A 15218-nucleotide genomic window follows, 5' to 3' on the forward strand; every position below is an offset into this window, starting at 1 on the left:
TTCAAGCGTTTTCAATCCCAAAAGTGATTTTTTTTGATATTTTTTCCGTTTTCATTCATAATGAACCTATAACTAAAGGCGAGGTGTTTAATGATGAAACGATTTCTTTCAGGATTTTTAGTAGGAACAGTCGCAACGGTTGCTGCAGCTGCAAGTGTTGTTATGACGGTCAAGAAACAAGTGATTGATCCAATTGATGAACAACAAGCGGATCATGATGAAAAACGGAAACGTGCGATGCGTAAAAGCGTTGCCCGTTAATCATTTGCTACAAAAGAGCCGTCAGCCTTCAATAGGCTGGCGGCTCTTTTAGGTATCATTCTTCCTTCTTCAGTAAGTCCTGCAAAATCACGGCTTGATTTTGTTCTTCATTTTTCGCTCCGTATAGTAAGGTAACGGTCTCTTGTTCAGCAACCAACGCGTTTAACTGCGCCAGGGCAACTTTTGCGGGCGCTTTCTCTAATTCTTGTAGATAGCGGTCTTTAAACGCATCAAAACGTTCAGGATCATGCCCAAACCATTTGCGCAATTCAGTACTTGGTGCGACTGCTTTGAGCCATAGATCGATCTGAGCTGTTTCCTTTTTCATCCCTCTAGGCCAGATGCGATCCACCAATACCCGATAGCCATCTGTCGTTTTCGCCGCTTCATATATTCTTTTTCGCTTGATCAACGCACACTCTCCTTATTAATAGACCTAAGTTCAAATAAAGGCAAAAGCCCGCAATGTAAATTGAACAATGACTTACTTGAAACACTCCGTTTGGTGTTTCATCACTCATTCAAATTTGCTTGTGTTCTTTTGCCTTGAGTTCTCTGTTTTATAAACTATTTTTCTTTTTCGTCTTGCCGCTCCAGCCTTCATATCCTTCTTTTAGGATATAGACATTGGTAAAGCCTTCTTTACGTAATTTATTCGCTGCGCGAATACTCAACGATTTACGCGTGTCATATAAGTAGATCGGTTGATCTTTACGAAATGCGCTGAAGGAATTCGTCAAAACAGTAAAAGGAATATTACGCGCCCCTAAAATATGTCCACTGTCAAACTCATTTTTTTCCCGAACATCGATCACTTGGGCTTTCTTCATTCCTGCTTTGAATTCATCTTCTGAGATGATCGTTGCTGAACGGCGTCCCATGATTTGAAAATACGCCCAGTTCAAAGCGATTGCTAAGATGATTAATCCCAAAACCAAGTTTAGCCACATAATTGGTGTCATTTCTTCTATTCCTCTCTATTGTAACAATCATTCTTTTTTTGATTTATGCTGCTTGAATGTATCATTGCCTAGCAGCTTGGCATCTAAGCTTTTGCTGCAAATTGCAAAGCTAATGATGCTGCCCCGATCACACCGGCATCATTCCCAAGTTCTGCCAATTTGATTTCGGTACTTTCCGTTACCTGTGGGAAGGTAAACTGAGCAAAGTAGGCAGCAACCCGTTCACGTAAAAATTCACCAGCTGCTGATACGCCTCCACCTAAAACGATACTTGATGGATTTAATGTGTTTCCTAAGTTTCCGCATGCCAACCCAAGGTAGAAGCACACTTTATCAACGACCATCAAGCCAAATGGATCGTTTGCTTGAGCCGCTTCAAAAATATCTTTACTTGAAACATCTTCCCCATTGTCCAGCTGCTGTTTCAATGCCGAATCGCCAGCATATTCTTCTGCCAACTGTCGAGCAACTCGCACAACACCCGTCGCACTAGAAACCGTTTCTAAACAACCACGTTTGCCGCAAGTACATTCAAACCCTTCAGGATCAACAGTGATATGACCGATTTCTCCAGCACAACCAGCAACCCCATGAAGCAATTGCCCTTCCATGATGATACCGCCGCCAACACCTGTACCTAGTGTGATAAAGATGACATCAGGATTGTTATCCCCTGCCCCTTTCCAACGCTCACCTAAAGCTGCTACATTGGCATCGTTATCGATGGCAAACGGGATTTTTGTGCCTTTTTCAATCAGTTCTTTGACTGGCTGAAGTGTTTTCCAGTTCAGATTGTAGGCACCGATGACGGTTCCTTTGTCACGGTCGACACTTCCTGGTGTCCCCATACCAATACCAATAAATGCTTCCGGCTGTAAGCCATATAATTCTAGGCGATGATTGATCGATGCCACGATTTCTGGCACGATATGTGAGCCTTCATCAAGAATATTGGTGTCAATACTCCATTTTTGCTGAATCTCGCCTTCGCTCGTTAAAATAGCGAATTTCACAGTTGTTCCGCCTAAATCAATTCCGATGATTTTTTTGTCCATCACTTGTTTTCCTCCCGGCTTTCTTCAATTCGATGCTCCCGCGTAAGAATTCGCCGGGCAGTCAGATATACATCCCGATCTATCAAGCGACTGTCATAAAAGTTCTTCAGCTCGATTTGCATCAGTTCTATATCGTAGATCCGCTTGCCGACATATACGTAAACACCAAATTGTTTCAGTAATTGTTGTACGTCATATAACGTTTCCATTTAACCACTTCCTGCTTATTATACAAGTAATTAATATTTTTTAAAACCATATATCACAAAAATAGCCAATAAGAAAACAAAGAGTACGCCAGAGAGGATTCTGGTGTGGATCGAATATTTTCCGTAGTTCTTTGGCAATGCCAAAAGATTCCCTAACAATAACCCACCGAGGATCCCCCCAATGTGTCCCCACATATCGATCGTTTGATCAAACACCCCAAAAACTAGGTTCAATCCAACGAATAAGGCAAATTGCCGTACCATTGCTTGGATACGGTAATCATTTCTAAAATGCCAACCTAAGATCAAAAATGCCCCGAAAAGCCCGAATAATGAAGTACTAGCGCCTGCTGATTGAACCCCTATTTGGTTGAATGCGAAACTCATGGTATTGCCCATGATGCCGCTTAGTAAATACAAGGCAAAAAAGCGGCTATGACCATAGATGGCTTCTACTTGCTGCCCCATATAATACAGAATCACAGAATTGATCGCAAAATGAGCCAAACCGAAATGTAGAAAGATTGGGGTAACGAAACGCCAATATTCATTTAAATAAACGACAAACGGACCAAACATCACCCCGCCTGATTGAATAGAGGGACTAAAATAACCTAAGATAAACACAATTGTTTGGATAGCTAAAAACAGATACGTGAAGACCGGCTGATTCAGCCATCTTTTCATTTGAGAATTCATTGACGTGCTCCTTTACGTGCGAATAAGCGAATCCGTATAGATTTTATCGATTGGGATGTCGAATACATCTGGTGTCCATTGATCGTTGAATTGTTCTCCGAAAACCAAAGAAACGGTCTTGCCATCAAAAGCTGATAAGAAACGATCATAATAGCCACCGCCAAAGCCGATGCGATAGCCTGTTTTCGAAAACGCCAAACCCGGAACAATCAGCAAATCCAAGTGATGGGCTTCTTGCTCACTGATCGGCTCTTCAACCCCAAATGCCGACGCTTCATAACGCGTTGTCGGCTCCACATGATAAAACTGCAATTTTTTCTGTTGTGCTTTCGGCACTGCGATTCGTTTGTTTTGTTCAAATCCTTTAGCAAAAATAGCCTCTGTATCAAATTCAAATGGCAACGAACGGATCACACCTACTGACTTAGCTGTTTGCCAAATCTGAGAAGAAAACAGCAACTGCAAAATCACCGTTTCTTTCTGCTGCTTTTGTTTGCTCGGCATTTTTTTTAATGTTTGGATCATGTGCTCTCTAATGACTGGTTTTTCCATTGGATCACTCCTCTCAGAAATAGTACCAAAAACTGTGTCCAAATAGCAAACTAGAATCGCAGATTTCTTGGCAAGATCATGACTTTTTGCTTATCGCCCCTTGCGTCGGATCAGTAAGTAGACGAAGTACGGTGCCCCTACGATAGAAATGATGATACCAGCTGGGATCTCACCGCTTGTCAATAGTAAACGGCCGATCGTATCACTGACTAAGACTAGCAGACTGCCGATCATTCCCGCTAAGAAAAAGGCACTGCGAGATTCTCTGCCGATGAGCCCCTTGGCGATATGAGGCGCTAATAAGCCAACAAAGGCTAAATTACCGGTATAGCCAACCGTACTGGCAGCCAAACCAACCGCGATCACTAAAAACCACGTCCGCAAACGGGTCAAAGAAACCCCTAAGCTAATTGCCTGCTCCTCGCCAAAGCCAAGTAAATTAAGCCTTGGTACGGTCCAGAACGCTGCGGCAGACAATACGATGACCCAAGGAAGCAGACTGGTGATTTGCTGCCAAGAAGTTCCCCAAATCGAACCTGAAAGCCATGCTGCTACAAAGCGATAGCGATCTTTTGATAATTCCACCGTAAAAAGTAAGGTAGCCGCCGCCAACCCTGCATTGACAGCGATTCCCGCCAGCAGCACTCGCTCCATCGACAACAATTGGTGGTGCTTATAGGCAATCAAATAGACCAGTAATGCAGCTAATAAACCACCGATGATCCCAACAAAAGGCAAAAGCTGCGATCCTTGGGTATAAAACCCTAAGTAGATCATTACAAAGAGACCCGCGCCATTGTTGATTCCTACGATACTTGCATCAGCCAGCTCATTTCTCGTCACCCCTTGCAAGACAAATCCAGAAAAACCAAAGGCACCGCCGGCGATCAATGCCAGACAAGCCCGTGGCAGTCGAAACTCAGTAAACGTCAGTACTTGACTTGAAGACGCCGTTCCTTGAAAGATTGCGCCTAATGTTTGAAAGGATAAGATTGTTTTTCCTACCATGACACTTCCTAAAAAAGCGGCCATCACCAGTAGAAAAAAAACAAAGAGTGTTTTTTTCATCAGTCTTCCCTCCGTATCTTGACCAATAGAAAAGGCACACCGATCAACGCCATCAGTATCCCAAATGGCGTCTCAAAAGGGGGATTGATCAAGCGACCTGCCAGATCAGCGGCCATCACTAGAGTCCCGCCTCCGATGATCGTCAAAGGCAAAATCAGTTGATAGTTTTTACCCACCATTCCTCGCACGACATGAGGAACCATTAAGCCGACAAAACTGACCGGTCCAACAAGCGAAACCGCCATTCCCGCCAAAACTACGACTAACAGTAAGGCAGATGCCCGAATCAGATGCGGATGCTTCCCTAATGAAATAACGGTGTCATCTCCTAGCGCTAACAGATTGAGGGCTTTTCCTAGACGTAGCACAAAAACGATGGCTATCAGATAGATGGGTCCCACAAAACGCAGTTGTTGCCAAGTCACATTCGCCGCACCACCGATAAACCAAAAGGCTAGCTCTTGGTTTAAATCAAATTGCAATGACAGAGTTTGACTAATGGCTGAGAAAAAAGAACTTAATGCCACACCAGCCAAAATCAGTCCCGTGGGCGACATGCCTAGTTTGGCGTATCTGGTCAGTAAAAAAAGCAGCCCAGTTGCCGCAAACGCACCAAAAAAGGAAAACAGCGCCGCTTGACTCGGTTGCACACTAGGAAAGAGGATAAATGCGATCGCTAGTCCCAAGGCAGCCCCACTATTGACACCTAAAAGACCACCGTCTGCCAAGGGATTTCTCGTAATCCCCTGCATGATGGCTCCTGTAACAGCAAAACAGCTTCCTACTAGAAAAGCAGCCAAAACACGCGGCAACCGAATATTGCGCAAGACTTGATGCAGCTGATTCTCATAATCAAAAGCAAAGACAGCATCCCTAATCGTTTCAAAAGAAAGGTCGGCCGCTCCTTGAGTGATCGCTAAAAAGAAACAGATAATAAAGCAGCCGCTAAAAAGCAGCAGCAACCAAGGAAATTTTTTCATGCTTGGGCTCCTAACTCATAGGTCAAGACCAACGGCTTTGTACTATTAGGAAAGGTACCTAACACGGCATCGATTTCAAACAAACGTTGCAGCCATTCTTTGGTCAGCACTGTTTCCGGTGTACCGGAAACCAACAGCTCTCCACCTTTTAATGCGTAAATATAATCAGAAAAACGTGACGCATGATTCAGGTCATGAATCGACATAATGATCGTTTTTCCGTAGGTTTTATTGATTTGCTGTAATAAGAGCAAAATTTCTAATTGATGCGCAGGATCTAAAAAAGTCGTTGGTTCATCTAAAATTACGATATCCGTATCTTGCGCCAGTGCCATGGCGATCCAAACGCGCTGTTTTTGTCCCCCTGACAGCGTGCTGATCGTTTCATCTGCTAGTGCCGTCAAACCCGTTGCCTGCAAGGACCAGTCGATCGCCGCAAGATCTTGTTCCGATAGACTATTCAGTCCTTTTTGATAGGGAAAACGACCGTAAGAAACGATTTCGCGAATCGTCAAGCCAATCGATGAGTCGCTAACTTGAGAAAGCAGCGCAATCTTTTTAGCCACTTCTTTGGTTTTAATGTTCTGTAGGTTTTGGGCATCTAATAGGACCTCACCAGACAAAGGCTGTAAAATTCGGGCGAGTGCCTTTAAAAATGTCGATTTTCCACTGCCATTCGGACCAATCAACCCGATGATTTTTCCTTCTGGTATCTCGATTGTTAGATTTTGCACAATTTTTTGTTTTTGATAGCCGACACTTAAGTCAACTGTTCGTAATTTCGCCATATTCGTCCCCAAAATAATTGATTGATAATGCTTATCAATTATGAATGTAATCCTGCTATTCGTCAATAGTTCTAAAAAAAGGAAATAAAAAAATATGATTGACAAACGAGGGATTCTTCGTGATAATAGCTATCAGCAAATGAGAACTATTCTCAATTAAAGCAATAAGTGCTCAACATGTAACAAAGGAGGAAGTGTTTTTATGAAACAATGGTCAAAAAGAAGTACTTGGCTTACCCTACTAGCTGCCTGCTCCCTTACCCTACTGGGTGCTTGCGGCACGAATAATGACTCAACGGATAGCAGTGGATCAGCCACTACTTCTTCAGAAATAGCAACCTTTACCGATGCGATGGGAAATGAAGTCACTGTTCCCGAAAACCCACAACGGGTGATCGGTAGTTATTTGGAAGATTATTTGGTTGCTTTAGGGGTAACACCGGTTGCTCAATGGACCGTCGGCAATGACAGTGATCAAGCATACTTGCAAGACAAACTAGCAGATGTGCCAAGAATCAATTATGATCTGCCCTATGAAGATGTCTTGAGCTTTGAACCAGACCTGCTACTGATGGACAGCAGTTCCATGGTGGAAGGTGACAAATATGAACAATACAGCAAGATCGCGCCGACCTATGTGGTCACAAATGGCGAGGAAGTAACCTGGCGTGAACGTCTGACAGATATCGCAAAGGTCTTACACAAAGAAGAGCAAGCTGCCCAAGTAGAAGCTGATTATGATGATTTAGTCGCTGCTACCAAAGAAGCTTATGCTGATCAAATCAAAGGCAAGTCGATCGCTGTTTTATGGGTGGTCAATAATTCCGTCTTCATGGTTTCAGAAACAAAATCAAGTGGTCAGCTACTTTATCACGAACTCGGTTTTGAAGTTCCCACACTGGTTTCAGAAATCAGTGAAAGTGCCACTGCTGACTGGTCTGCCGTTTCTCTGGAAAAATTGGCAGAATTGGATGCCGATTACTTGATTTTAGTCAATAGTGATAAAGGCGCTGATTTTTTCAGCGAACAAGTCTGGCAAAATCTTGATGCAGTCAAAAACAATCATTTATGGGAATTCGGTCCTGAATCAAGCTGGCTCTACAATGGTCCGATCGCCTATACCAAAATGATCGAAGATATCCAGAGCAAATTGGACTAATGGGTTTCAAGAAATTCGTCAAGTAAAACTACTTAACAAATTTCAGGAAAAAGCTAGCATTCCCACACGAAACATGCTATTATATTTTAGTCTGAGAGATTTCTTAGAGGATTCTTGTATCGTTAGGGGGGAAAATCATGCGCGTAAACATCACATTAGAGTGCACTTCTTGTAAAGAACGCAACTACTTATCAAACAAAAACAAACGTAACAATCCTGATCGTTTGGAAAAGAAAAAATATTGCCCACGTGAAAGAAAAGTTACTTTACACCGCGAAACAAAATAATACTATTTAAGAAGTTCGCAAACGCTGATAACCAAGGCGTTTGCGAACTTCTTTTTTTTTTCAGACATTTTGCAATGATAGCTGCTGTATTTTTATTTCCCTCTTTACACAACCACTCCCCTATTTTCACTTATTTGCTTTGAACTTTTGAGCCAACTTTTTCTTTGAAGCGACGTATAAATAAATTTTAATGTATAATGTAAAAAAGAATCTAATGTTCAACAAAGGCGGCACATAGAACATGAACCAGCTTTTTCTTCTAGCTGTCCTTTCAATATACTTTGAGTACCAGCCGCCCCTTTCATGCTATACCGCCTATAGGAGGTGAACCCATGCTTGGCAATTTTGTGTATCTACCTAGTAACTATCGTCTGTTTTATGGCGCTTTTCTTTTTGCTCTTATTGGAAATATGCTTTTCATTTTTATCAAACACCCTGCTTGGACCTTTAGCCTACCGACGGTGATTGTCCTCTTCTTAATAAATGTCTTCTTTTGGACCAAATACAAGAAGAAACTTATTCCTTGCGCAACAGATGCACTGTTTTATGTTCTGCTCTTCCTCTTGGTATTTCACAATAACTAACACAATGCTTATTTTGATACTGATTGTTTCTCTTTCCCCTATTTCGTCATAACAAAGGAGTGTTGATGCGATGGAGATTTCCCATATCACGTTGATCGTACAGAATTTAGCAAAGACGACAACGATGCTGGAAACATTGTTTGAAGCAGAGGAAATTTATGATAGCCGAGACCAGTCTCATTCTTACTTCCCAGAAAAATTCTTTTTAATCGATGGCTTATGGCTTGCTGTTATGGAGGATGCCTCCCAGAAGCTGCCGAAAACGTATAACCATATTGCCTTTAAAATCGATCCAACTCAAATCGATTCCTTGATTACGCGCATCCGAGGACTAGGATTGAAGATTGAAAAAGATCGTTCTCGTATCAAAGGCGAAGGTGCTTCTATTTATTTTTACGACGATGACAACCATTTGTTTGAACTGCATACTGGTACGTTGGCTGAACGATTGCACCATTACCGTCTGACAGAAACTAAGTAATCTTCATTGCTCGCAACTGCATGGACTATTATATAAAGAATTCCCACATGAAAGGAAGAAAAAAATGAAACTAGATATGGTCGGTATTATCACAAAGAACATGGAACAGGCACTGGCTTTTTATCAAGTACTTGGCTTCACGCCATTAGGTCAGCACTCAGAAGATTATATGGAATTAGCAAATGATGGTGTTCGCATCTCCTTGAATAGCCGCAAAATGGTTGCCGGGATCTACGGACATCCACCAATGACTGTGGGTGATACGATTGAATTAGCCTTTTTATGTGATTCCCCTGAAGAAGTTGATGCCCTTCATGCAAAAGTCGTAGCTGCCGGGTATCAGTCTTTCAAAGAACCTTGGTCTGCCTTTTGGGGGCAACGCTATGCCATCGTCAAAGATATAGACGGCAATCTCTTAAGTTTGTTTGCAACGCTACCTGCCGAAAATTGATCCATAAAGCGACAGTCGATCCAATGGATCGGCTGTTTTTTTAATCATTCCGGCGGGTAAAAAGACAAAATCCCGTTTTAATGTCCAATCGAATTCTGACAATCTGAATCGAATGTATTTCTTATAAACCAACGTTTTTCCTCAGTTAGAAACGAAAATAATATCTCTATAAAAAAACAAATCCACTCATCCGCTCCTGTTCGCTTGACAAAAAAGAACAAACGTTCGTATAATTTCGGTAAGGAGTGATAAAAATGGGTGGTTTTAATTATGCGCTCGAGCCAAAACGCGATATCTTATTTATCGATGTTAAAAGTTTTTATGGTGCGAAACGTTCCTAACTGAAAAGGTTAGGCACACAAGATTTTCTTGTGTAGAACTAATGATTTGAGGAGTGAAATGACGGTGTAACGACCTGAAGCGCTCCCTCTGATACTCCGATTGGCAATACCTTAAGTTAGAATAGGAATTGTCAAAAGCTCGGTAAAGTCGGCTGAGAGTTACCGCAGTTGCATTATGCAATCGAAAGCTGTTCAGCGGTGAATGGTGTAACCTATAGGCCGGGAGTCCAGAAATTACTCATGGTGAGAATGTGCAGCTGCACTGACGAACTCGCGAATGTACGAATCTATAAGCTTGGGGTACAGAAATGTATCTTACCCGCACAAATATTACTGTGACAAAGGGTGTAGCTTGCGGTTAAGTAAGAATCGTAGATATGAACAACCGTGCAATGTAGTAGGCATTGGAAAGTTACAGGTTCAGAGTGAGCGCCTAAAAGTAAATGCAGGGATAAAATCATTGGAACGTTGAAAGCTAGTGTCGTGGAGGACTAACTTCCTTTGAAACGGTTGAGACGAAGAATAATAAGCTCATTTACACTAGTGAGAGTAGTGGCACAGTACCTATGAAGCAGTGATAATAAGCTGTGGAGGGATAGCCACAAGTCAATTTGCTTTACTAACAGTTATGATACAATCCATAGAATCGAGTATGACAAAATAAACGCCGACGTCCGAAAGGAGGCGGTGCTATGGAAAACGTATCAGCATCACATTCAATTCGCCATATGGAATATTATGGTCTTATTGATAGCTTTGATTCTCTTTACAAAGAGAGTAGCGAGAACAAAATTTTCAGTAACCTTATGGAAATTGTCACTTCTCCTAATAACATTCTATTGGCATTTCGGAATGTTAAAGGAAATTCTGGTAGTACTTCCCCAGGCGTCGACAAAAAGAATATTGATGATTTAAAAGCAATACCGAATATCGAGTTTATAAAAACTGTTCAAACAAAATTTTCAGAATATAAACCGCAACCAGTTAAACGAGTAGATATTCCTAAGCCAAATGGGAAAACTAGACCACTAGGTATACCAACAATATGGGATAGAATCATACAACAGTGTCTACTACAAGTTTTAGAACCGATCATGGAAGCAAAGTTTCATGATAAGAACTATGGTTTCCGACCTAACCGGTCGGCACATCATGCATTCGCTCAAGCAGTACGAATGGCGCAACTTTCAAAACTAACTTTTGTAGTAGACATAGACATAGAAGGATTCTTTGATAACGTAAACCATTCAAAACTTATTAAACAGTTTTGGACATTAGGGGTACGTGATAAATGGCTTCTAGGTGTTATCCGAGCAATGCTTAAAGCACCTATTATTCATAGGGATGGACGCATTGAACATCCAAAGAAAGGAACCCCGCAAGGCGGTGTTCTCTCTCCACTTCTTGCCAATGTTGTTTTGAATGAACTGGACTGGTGGATATCTTCTCAATGGGAAACACACCCGACTAGGAAAAACTACGATTGTTATCATCAAACAAGAAAGCAATGGATTAAGAGCAACAAATATCGAGCACTGCGTGCTTCGAAACTAAAAGAGATTTATATTGTTAGATACGCAGATGACTTCAAAATCTTCTGTAGAAAACGAAGTGACGCAGACAAAATCTTTCTAGCCACTAAATTATGGTTAAAAGACCGACTGAAACTTGATATAAGTGCTGAAAAATCAAAGGTAGTGAATCTAAAGAAACAGAAATCTGATTTTCTCGGATTCACAATGAAACTGGTACGCAAAAGAAAAAGCTTTGTGATTGAAACGCACATGTGCGCCAAAGCCATGAGTGCAGCATCTAATAAGTTAGCAAAACAAATTAAGGTGATTCAACATTCACCTACCCAAGTTGAACTTCAAAAACAGTTAAGTATTTATAACTCAATGGTAGTAGGTATCCATCAATATTATAAAAAGGCAACCCACATCAGTGTGGACTGCCCAAGAATAAATCAACGCCTAATGATTATCATCAAAAATCGACTAGATATTAAGAGAAAGGGTCCTCCACCGAGTGATTTTATTAAAAAAAATTACGCTCGGTCAAAGCAGTTGAGGTGGCTTAATGGTGTTCCTATGCTTCCTTTTGGATTCATAAAACATAGCCACACCTCCCTGCCCAAGATAGGAACCTGTAAATACACGCCCGAAGGTCGTGTGCTGATACACAGGTATCTTACTTTCCCAATCGATATTATCAACCAACTCATGAACATGTCTAATCCTAATGAAAGCATTGAGTTTAGAGACAATCGTGTATCCAAGTACTCTTCCCAAGTCGGCCGTTGCCGAGTAACGAAAGAAGTCTTAGAGCTAGCAGACATATACTGCCACCGTATTGTCCCTAAAAATCTAGGTGGGAAAGACAATTATCAAAATCTGGTCATTGTCCACCGGAACATTCACTCACTTATTCATGAAGAGGATAAAACAAGAGCATCACTTCTCATACAAAACATGAGAGTTACAAGTGCTCAACTTGAGATAATCAACCAGTTTCGCAAAAAAGCTAAGAATCGTGAATTGTCGCTGAATCTATAACTGTATGATACTGTTAGTAAACTTTGATGGAACGCCGTATGCGGTGAAAGTCGCACGTACGGTGTGGAGCGGGGGAAAATCTGGAGATTGCATCAAAGGATTACCTATCGCTATCTTCTGTCGAATGCATCTCGCGCGGATTAGACCCTATCCAAGCGATGCTGGTCGTCATGTCTCATTCTGACAATACTGGAAATGGCTTAATCTTAGCGGCTTCCCCCAAGGCAAAATCGGCATTAGGAATCTCAAACGTGACTCGCAATGACAATCTGCCGACGCATCCCGATTTATACAAAGCATCGCCACGTATGAGTTTTTATATCAAAGAAAATACCAAAGTCAATAATGTCTTTCGCAAATATGTTGGACAAGACGACTTACTGATCTATTCAATTGACGAAACGATGATGGATCTGACCCGTACACTGGATCTTTTCATTCCCGATAAAACCATTTCTCGCGAAGAAAAACGATGGCTGATTGCCCAGCAAATTCAAAAAGACATTTACGAAACAACGAAATTGTATGTCACCATCGGTATTGGCGACAACCCTTTGTTAGCAAAATTGGCTTTGGATAACGAATCCAAACACAACCGTTCCTTGATTGCCGAATGGACCTACGAAGATGTACCGTCAAAAGTTTGGCAGATCGCCCCTATGACGGAGTTTTGGGGAATCGGTCGACGCACAGAAAAACGACTTCACTTGATGGGGATTGAAACGATCGAACAATTGGCTCATGCCAGTCCTGATCTTTTGCGCAGCCGCATGGGGATCATTGGTGAGCAGCTCTACCATCACGCTCACGGCATTGATCGCACGATTTTAGCTGAACCGACACCGCAGGTCATGGAAAAAAGTTATGGCAACAGTCAGGTCCTGCACCGCAATTATTATTTACAAGAAGAAATCGAGATCGTCATCAAGGAAATGGCGGAGCAAGTTGCCGCCCGAATTCGCCGCCATCATTGTCAGACCGCTTGTATCAATGTTTACATCGGCGTAGCCTTTGGGGAAACTGCCTCTGGTTTTTCCCGGCAAATGAAGATCCCACCAACCGACAATACCCGCAAGCTTGTTGCTCATTGTCTGTTTCTCTTTCGAAAATTTTATACCGGGCAAGTCGTTCGCCACATTGGTATTACCTATTCAAAATTGGTTTATACAGAAAATGTTCAGTTGGATCTTTTTGAGCAAGCAGAAACGCAGTTGCGCCAACGTAAATTAGATTTGATCATCGATAAGATTCGTGAAAAATACGGCTTCACTTCAATCGTTCACGCCACAAGCCGGATGGAAGGCGCTCGTGCCATTGCCCGTAGCAAATTAGTTGGTGGTCATGCTGGTGGTCTAGATGGGATCGCCAACATAGGACCTGTCCATCAGCAAACGGAGAAAGAATCGATAGCTAATGGTTCGCAAACGACAGTTACATAAATTTGTTTCCTTCCTTTGTGCTCACAATTCTTAAGATAACATTAACAAATGGTCTATTTTTTAAAGATTTATGTAATTTCGATTCATTCATCTCCCCCTTTGTTCCTTTCTAAGGTACTTTAATAGCAAGGAGTGTGAGCAGATGAAAATTGACAAAATCGAATACAAACGAGTCATCAATGGTGCAGGACACCTTGAGTACGATTTGCTGCAATATGTAGAAAAGAATCGGGCGACTGCTGCACAAAACCTGAAACAGTCTGAGATCGATTACCTTCTGGAAAAAGACATTCAGCATCGGATCATTCAACATGCTCGTAAAAGTTTTTTTGGCGATACGATCGTTTTAAAAGATGAATATGCCGAAGATTATCTTTTATTAAAAAAGTATACGGATATGTTCCAAGAATCATTCTAAAAAAACGCAGAACCAGCTGGTTCTGCGTTTTTCTTATTCTTCGAAATGTTCTTTATAAACATCATCGACTGTCTGGTTCGGGTCGATCACGATATACAGACTCTTCGTTTTCTCACTGATTTTTGTTGATTGGTATACGTTATCCAATCCTTCCGTATCTTTGTCCTTATATGGGAAATACACAAGATCCGGTGTACCGTTACGGTAAAGAATTTCCATCCGTTCGATATCTTCATATTTCAACGCACGGGCAAACATCCCTAATTCAAGCCCACCTAAGTTGATGTCATGCGTTGCCACATGATCGCCTTCTTGGAAGATTTCAATTTTGAACCCAGCACATGGATGAATCTCAACAAATTCGCTTCCGTGGATGCGGCCAAAACTGGTCGTGATTTGTTTGATCCACAAGTCACCGATGTAACGGCGCTCAATCGTCCATGTTTCTCCATTACGGAAATAAAATTTTAAAGCTTTCATTTCTCTAGCCATGACAAAACGCTCCTTTTTATTAGTAATACACTTTAATTCTAACACATAGTCGCCATCGGGACACAAATTAACTTTGTTTTTCGTTGACTTTTTTCATGAACCGAGAGATTTCCACCGCCGCTCGTTGATGAGTCCCTTTGGCAATGAGTTGTTGAGACCCATCGGTCACCTGATAATCAAACTGGAATCCTTGTTCTTTTTCCCATTGGACAAAAACAGTGATTGTTGCTCCGACTGGGGAAGGTTTTAAATGATCGATCGAAAACTTTGTACCCACGGTAGTAAACCCTTTATCTAAAGTAGGCTCAAGTGCTTCCCAACAGGTGTTTTCCACCATTGCTACCAGTCGAGGGGTTGCTAAAACTGCCAAGCCCCCAGAACCCATAACAGCCGCAGTGTCTTGAAGGTCAACGAGAAAGTCTTTTTTACTTTCCATT

19 protein-coding genes and 1 pseudogene are annotated in these 15218 nt (G+C 41.8%); 9 read left to right on the forward strand and 11 right to left on the reverse strand.

Features of this window, described 5'->3' with window-relative positions; genetic code table 11:
- The first annotated feature begins 93 nt into the window (after positions 1-93).
- Complete coding sequence (locus A5870_RS10960) at positions 94-261, forward strand: DUF3042 family protein (protein ID WP_017144401.1); 168 nt, start codon at positions 94-96, stop codon at positions 259-261.
- A 55-nt stretch (positions 262-316) separates the two neighbouring features.
- Here A5870_RS10960 and A5870_RS10965 read toward each other — a convergent pair whose 3' ends face one another.
- From A5870_RS10965 to A5870_RS11005, 9 genes are all read right to left on the reverse strand, one after another.
- Entirely contained in the window at positions 317-673 is a 357-nt protein-coding gene (locus A5870_RS10965) for a DUF488 domain-containing protein (protein WP_086292842.1), read from the reverse strand.
- Between the two features lie 148 nt (positions 674-821).
- Positions 822-1223 carry a rhodanese-like domain-containing protein gene (locus A5870_RS10970; RefSeq protein WP_005229396.1) on the reverse strand — a complete coding sequence of 134 codons (402 nt, stop codon included), beginning with the start codon at positions 1221-1223 and terminating at the stop codon, positions 822-824.
- A gap of 83 nt (positions 1224-1306) precedes the next feature.
- Positions 1307-2278: an ROK family glucokinase gene (locus A5870_RS10975; protein WP_005229395.1), complete on the reverse strand. Its 972-nt coding sequence runs from the start codon at positions 2276-2278 to the stop codon at positions 1307-1309.
- Positions 2278-2487: a YqgQ family protein gene (locus tag A5870_RS10980; RefSeq protein WP_005229394.1), complete on the reverse strand. Its 210-nt coding sequence runs from the start codon at positions 2485-2487 to the stop codon at positions 2278-2280. The genes A5870_RS10975 and A5870_RS10980 overlap by 1 nt, the downstream gene beginning before the upstream one ends.
- A 30-nt stretch (positions 2488-2517) precedes the next feature.
- Complete coding sequence (locus A5870_RS10985) at positions 2518-3186, reverse strand: rhomboid family intramembrane serine protease (protein ID WP_005229393.1); 669 nt, start codon at positions 3184-3186, stop codon at positions 2518-2520.
- Positions 3187-3198: 12 nt separating this feature from the next.
- Entirely contained in the window at positions 3199-3738 is a 540-nt protein-coding gene (locus A5870_RS10990) for a 5-formyltetrahydrofolate cyclo-ligase (protein WP_086292844.1), read from the reverse strand.
- A gap of 90 nt (positions 3739-3828) precedes the next feature.
- Positions 3829-4806: a FecCD family ABC transporter permease gene (locus A5870_RS10995; protein ID WP_086292846.1), complete on the reverse strand. Its 978-nt coding sequence runs from the start codon at positions 4804-4806 to the stop codon at positions 3829-3831.
- Positions 4806-5786 carry a FecCD family ABC transporter permease gene (locus tag A5870_RS11000; RefSeq protein WP_086292848.1) on the reverse strand — a complete coding sequence of 327 codons (981 nt, stop codon included), beginning with the start codon at positions 5784-5786 and terminating at the stop codon, positions 4806-4808. Before A5870_RS11000 ends, A5870_RS10995 begins: the two co-directional genes overlap by 1 nt.
- On the reverse strand, positions 5783-6574 hold the full coding sequence (locus A5870_RS11005) for an ABC transporter ATP-binding protein (protein WP_077452630.1): 792 nt from the start codon (positions 6572-6574) through the stop codon (positions 5783-5785). Before A5870_RS11005 ends, A5870_RS11000 begins: the two co-directional genes overlap by 4 nt.
- Before the next feature lie 202 nt (positions 6575-6776).
- Here A5870_RS11005 and A5870_RS11010 point away from each other — a divergent pair, with 202 nt between their 5' ends.
- The 8 genes and pseudogenes from A5870_RS11010 to A5870_RS11050 all read left to right on the forward strand — a co-directional run bounded on the left by A5870_RS11010 (position 6777) and on the right by A5870_RS11050 (position 14289).
- Positions 6777-7733: an ABC transporter substrate-binding protein gene (locus tag A5870_RS11010; RefSeq protein ID WP_086292850.1), complete on the forward strand. Its 957-nt coding sequence runs from the start codon at positions 6777-6779 to the stop codon at positions 7731-7733.
- Between the two features lie 137 nt (positions 7734-7870).
- Complete coding sequence (gene rpmG, locus A5870_RS11015) at positions 7871-8020, forward strand: 50S ribosomal protein L33 (protein ID WP_005229384.1); 150 nt, start codon at positions 7871-7873, stop codon at positions 8018-8020.
- Positions 8021-8352: 332 nt separating this feature from the next.
- Positions 8353-8604, forward strand: coding sequence for a hypothetical protein (locus A5870_RS11020; protein ID WP_086292852.1), 252 nt, complete (start codon positions 8353-8355; stop codon positions 8602-8604).
- Between the two features lie 70 nt (positions 8605-8674).
- Positions 8675-9085 carry a FosX/FosE/FosI family fosfomycin resistance hydrolase gene (fosX, locus tag A5870_RS11025; protein ID WP_086292854.1) on the forward strand — a complete coding sequence of 137 codons (411 nt, stop codon included), beginning with the start codon at positions 8675-8677 and terminating at the stop codon, positions 9083-9085.
- A 64-nt stretch (positions 9086-9149) separates the two neighbouring features.
- Positions 9150-9536, forward strand: a complete 387-nt coding sequence (locus A5870_RS11030; RefSeq protein ID WP_077452634.1) for a VOC family protein — start codon at positions 9150-9152, stop codon at positions 9534-9536.
- A gap of 1033 nt (positions 9537-10569) precedes the next feature.
- Entirely contained in the window at positions 10570-12432 is a 1863-nt protein-coding gene (ltrA, locus tag A5870_RS11040) for a group II intron reverse transcriptase/maturase (RefSeq protein ID WP_002337637.1), read from the forward strand.
- A 113-nt stretch (positions 12433-12545) separates the two neighbouring features.
- Positions 12546-13871 (forward strand): annotated as a pseudogene (locus A5870_RS11045) (Y-family DNA polymerase); the annotation flags it as partial.
- 142 nt (positions 13872-14013) lie between these two features.
- A complete protein-coding gene (locus tag A5870_RS11050) occupies positions 14014-14289 on the forward strand; it encodes a hypothetical protein (protein ID WP_074933093.1) in 276 nt (91 codons plus the stop codon).
- A gap of 33 nt (positions 14290-14322) precedes the next feature.
- Here A5870_RS11050 and A5870_RS11055 read toward each other — a convergent pair whose 3' ends face one another.
- Positions 14323-14781 carry a hypothetical protein gene (locus A5870_RS11055; RefSeq protein WP_005229368.1) on the reverse strand — a complete coding sequence of 153 codons (459 nt, stop codon included), beginning with the start codon at positions 14779-14781 and terminating at the stop codon, positions 14323-14325.
- Between the two features lie 67 nt (positions 14782-14848).
- Positions 14849-15217, reverse strand: coding sequence for a thioesterase family protein (locus A5870_RS11060; protein WP_086292858.1), 369 nt, complete (start codon positions 15215-15217; stop codon positions 14849-14851).
- Between the last annotated feature and the right edge of the window lies 1 nt (position 15218).

It is taken from the genome of Enterococcus sp. 2G9_DIV0600, assembly GCF_002140615.1.
In the GTDB taxonomy this organism is placed as follows: domain Bacteria; phylum Bacillota; class Bacilli; order Lactobacillales; family Enterococcaceae; genus Enterococcus_D; species Enterococcus_D innesii.

Excerpts from the sequence above, each read along its gene's own strand:
- A5870_RS11005 (WP_077452630.1), bottom strand. The coding sequence starts at position 6,574 with ATGGCGAAATTACGAACAGTTGACTTAAGTGTCGGCTATCAAAAACAA.
- A5870_RS11055 (WP_005229368.1), bottom strand. The coding sequence starts at position 14,781 with ATGGCTAGAGAAATGAAAGCTTTAAAATTTTATTTCCGTAATGGAGAA.
- A5870_RS11020 (WP_086292852.1), top strand. The coding sequence starts at position 8,353 with ATGCTTGGCAATTTTGTGTATCTACCTAGTAACTATCGTCTGTTTTAT.
- A5870_RS10975 (WP_005229395.1), bottom strand. The coding sequence starts at position 2,278 with ATGGACAAAAAAATCATCGGAATTGATTTAGGCGGAACAACTGTGAAA.
- A5870_RS11060 (WP_086292858.1), bottom strand. The coding sequence starts at position 15,217 with ATGGAAAGTAAAAAAGACTTTCTCGTTGACCTTCAAGACACTGCGGCT.
- A5870_RS10995 (WP_086292846.1), bottom strand. The coding sequence starts at position 4,806 with ATGAAAAAAACACTCTTTGTTTTTTTTCTACTGGTGATGGCCGCTTTT.
- A5870_RS10985 (WP_005229393.1), bottom strand. The coding sequence starts at position 3,186 with ATGAATTCTCAAATGAAAAGATGGCTGAATCAGCCGGTCTTCACGTAT.
- A5870_RS11000 (WP_086292848.1), bottom strand. The coding sequence starts at position 5,786 with ATGAAAAAATTTCCTTGGTTGCTGCTGCTTTTTAGCGGCTGCTTTATT.
- ltrA (WP_002337637.1), top strand. The coding sequence starts at position 10,570 with ATGGAAAACGTATCAGCATCACATTCAATTCGCCATATGGAATATTAT.
- A5870_RS11010 (WP_086292850.1), top strand. The coding sequence starts at position 6,777 with ATGAAACAATGGTCAAAAAGAAGTACTTGGCTTACCCTACTAGCTGCC.
- A5870_RS10970 (WP_005229396.1), bottom strand. The coding sequence starts at position 1,223 with ATGACACCAATTATGTGGCTAAACTTGGTTTTGGGATTAATCATCTTA.
- A5870_RS11030 (WP_077452634.1), top strand. The coding sequence starts at position 9,150 with ATGAAACTAGATATGGTCGGTATTATCACAAAGAACATGGAACAGGCA.
- A5870_RS10980 (WP_005229394.1), bottom strand. The coding sequence starts at position 2,487 with ATGGAAACGTTATATGACGTACAACAATTACTGAAACAATTTGGTGTT.
- fosX (WP_086292854.1), top strand. The coding sequence starts at position 8,675 with ATGGAGATTTCCCATATCACGTTGATCGTACAGAATTTAGCAAAGACG.
- A5870_RS10990 (WP_086292844.1), bottom strand. The coding sequence starts at position 3,738 with ATGGAAAAACCAGTCATTAGAGAGCACATGATCCAAACATTAAAAAAA.
- rpmG (WP_005229384.1), top strand. The coding sequence starts at position 7,871 with ATGCGCGTAAACATCACATTAGAGTGCACTTCTTGTAAAGAACGCAAC.
- A5870_RS10960 (WP_017144401.1), top strand. The coding sequence starts at position 94 with ATGAAACGATTTCTTTCAGGATTTTTAGTAGGAACAGTCGCAACGGTT.
- A5870_RS11050 (WP_074933093.1), top strand. The coding sequence starts at position 14,014 with ATGAAAATTGACAAAATCGAATACAAACGAGTCATCAATGGTGCAGGA.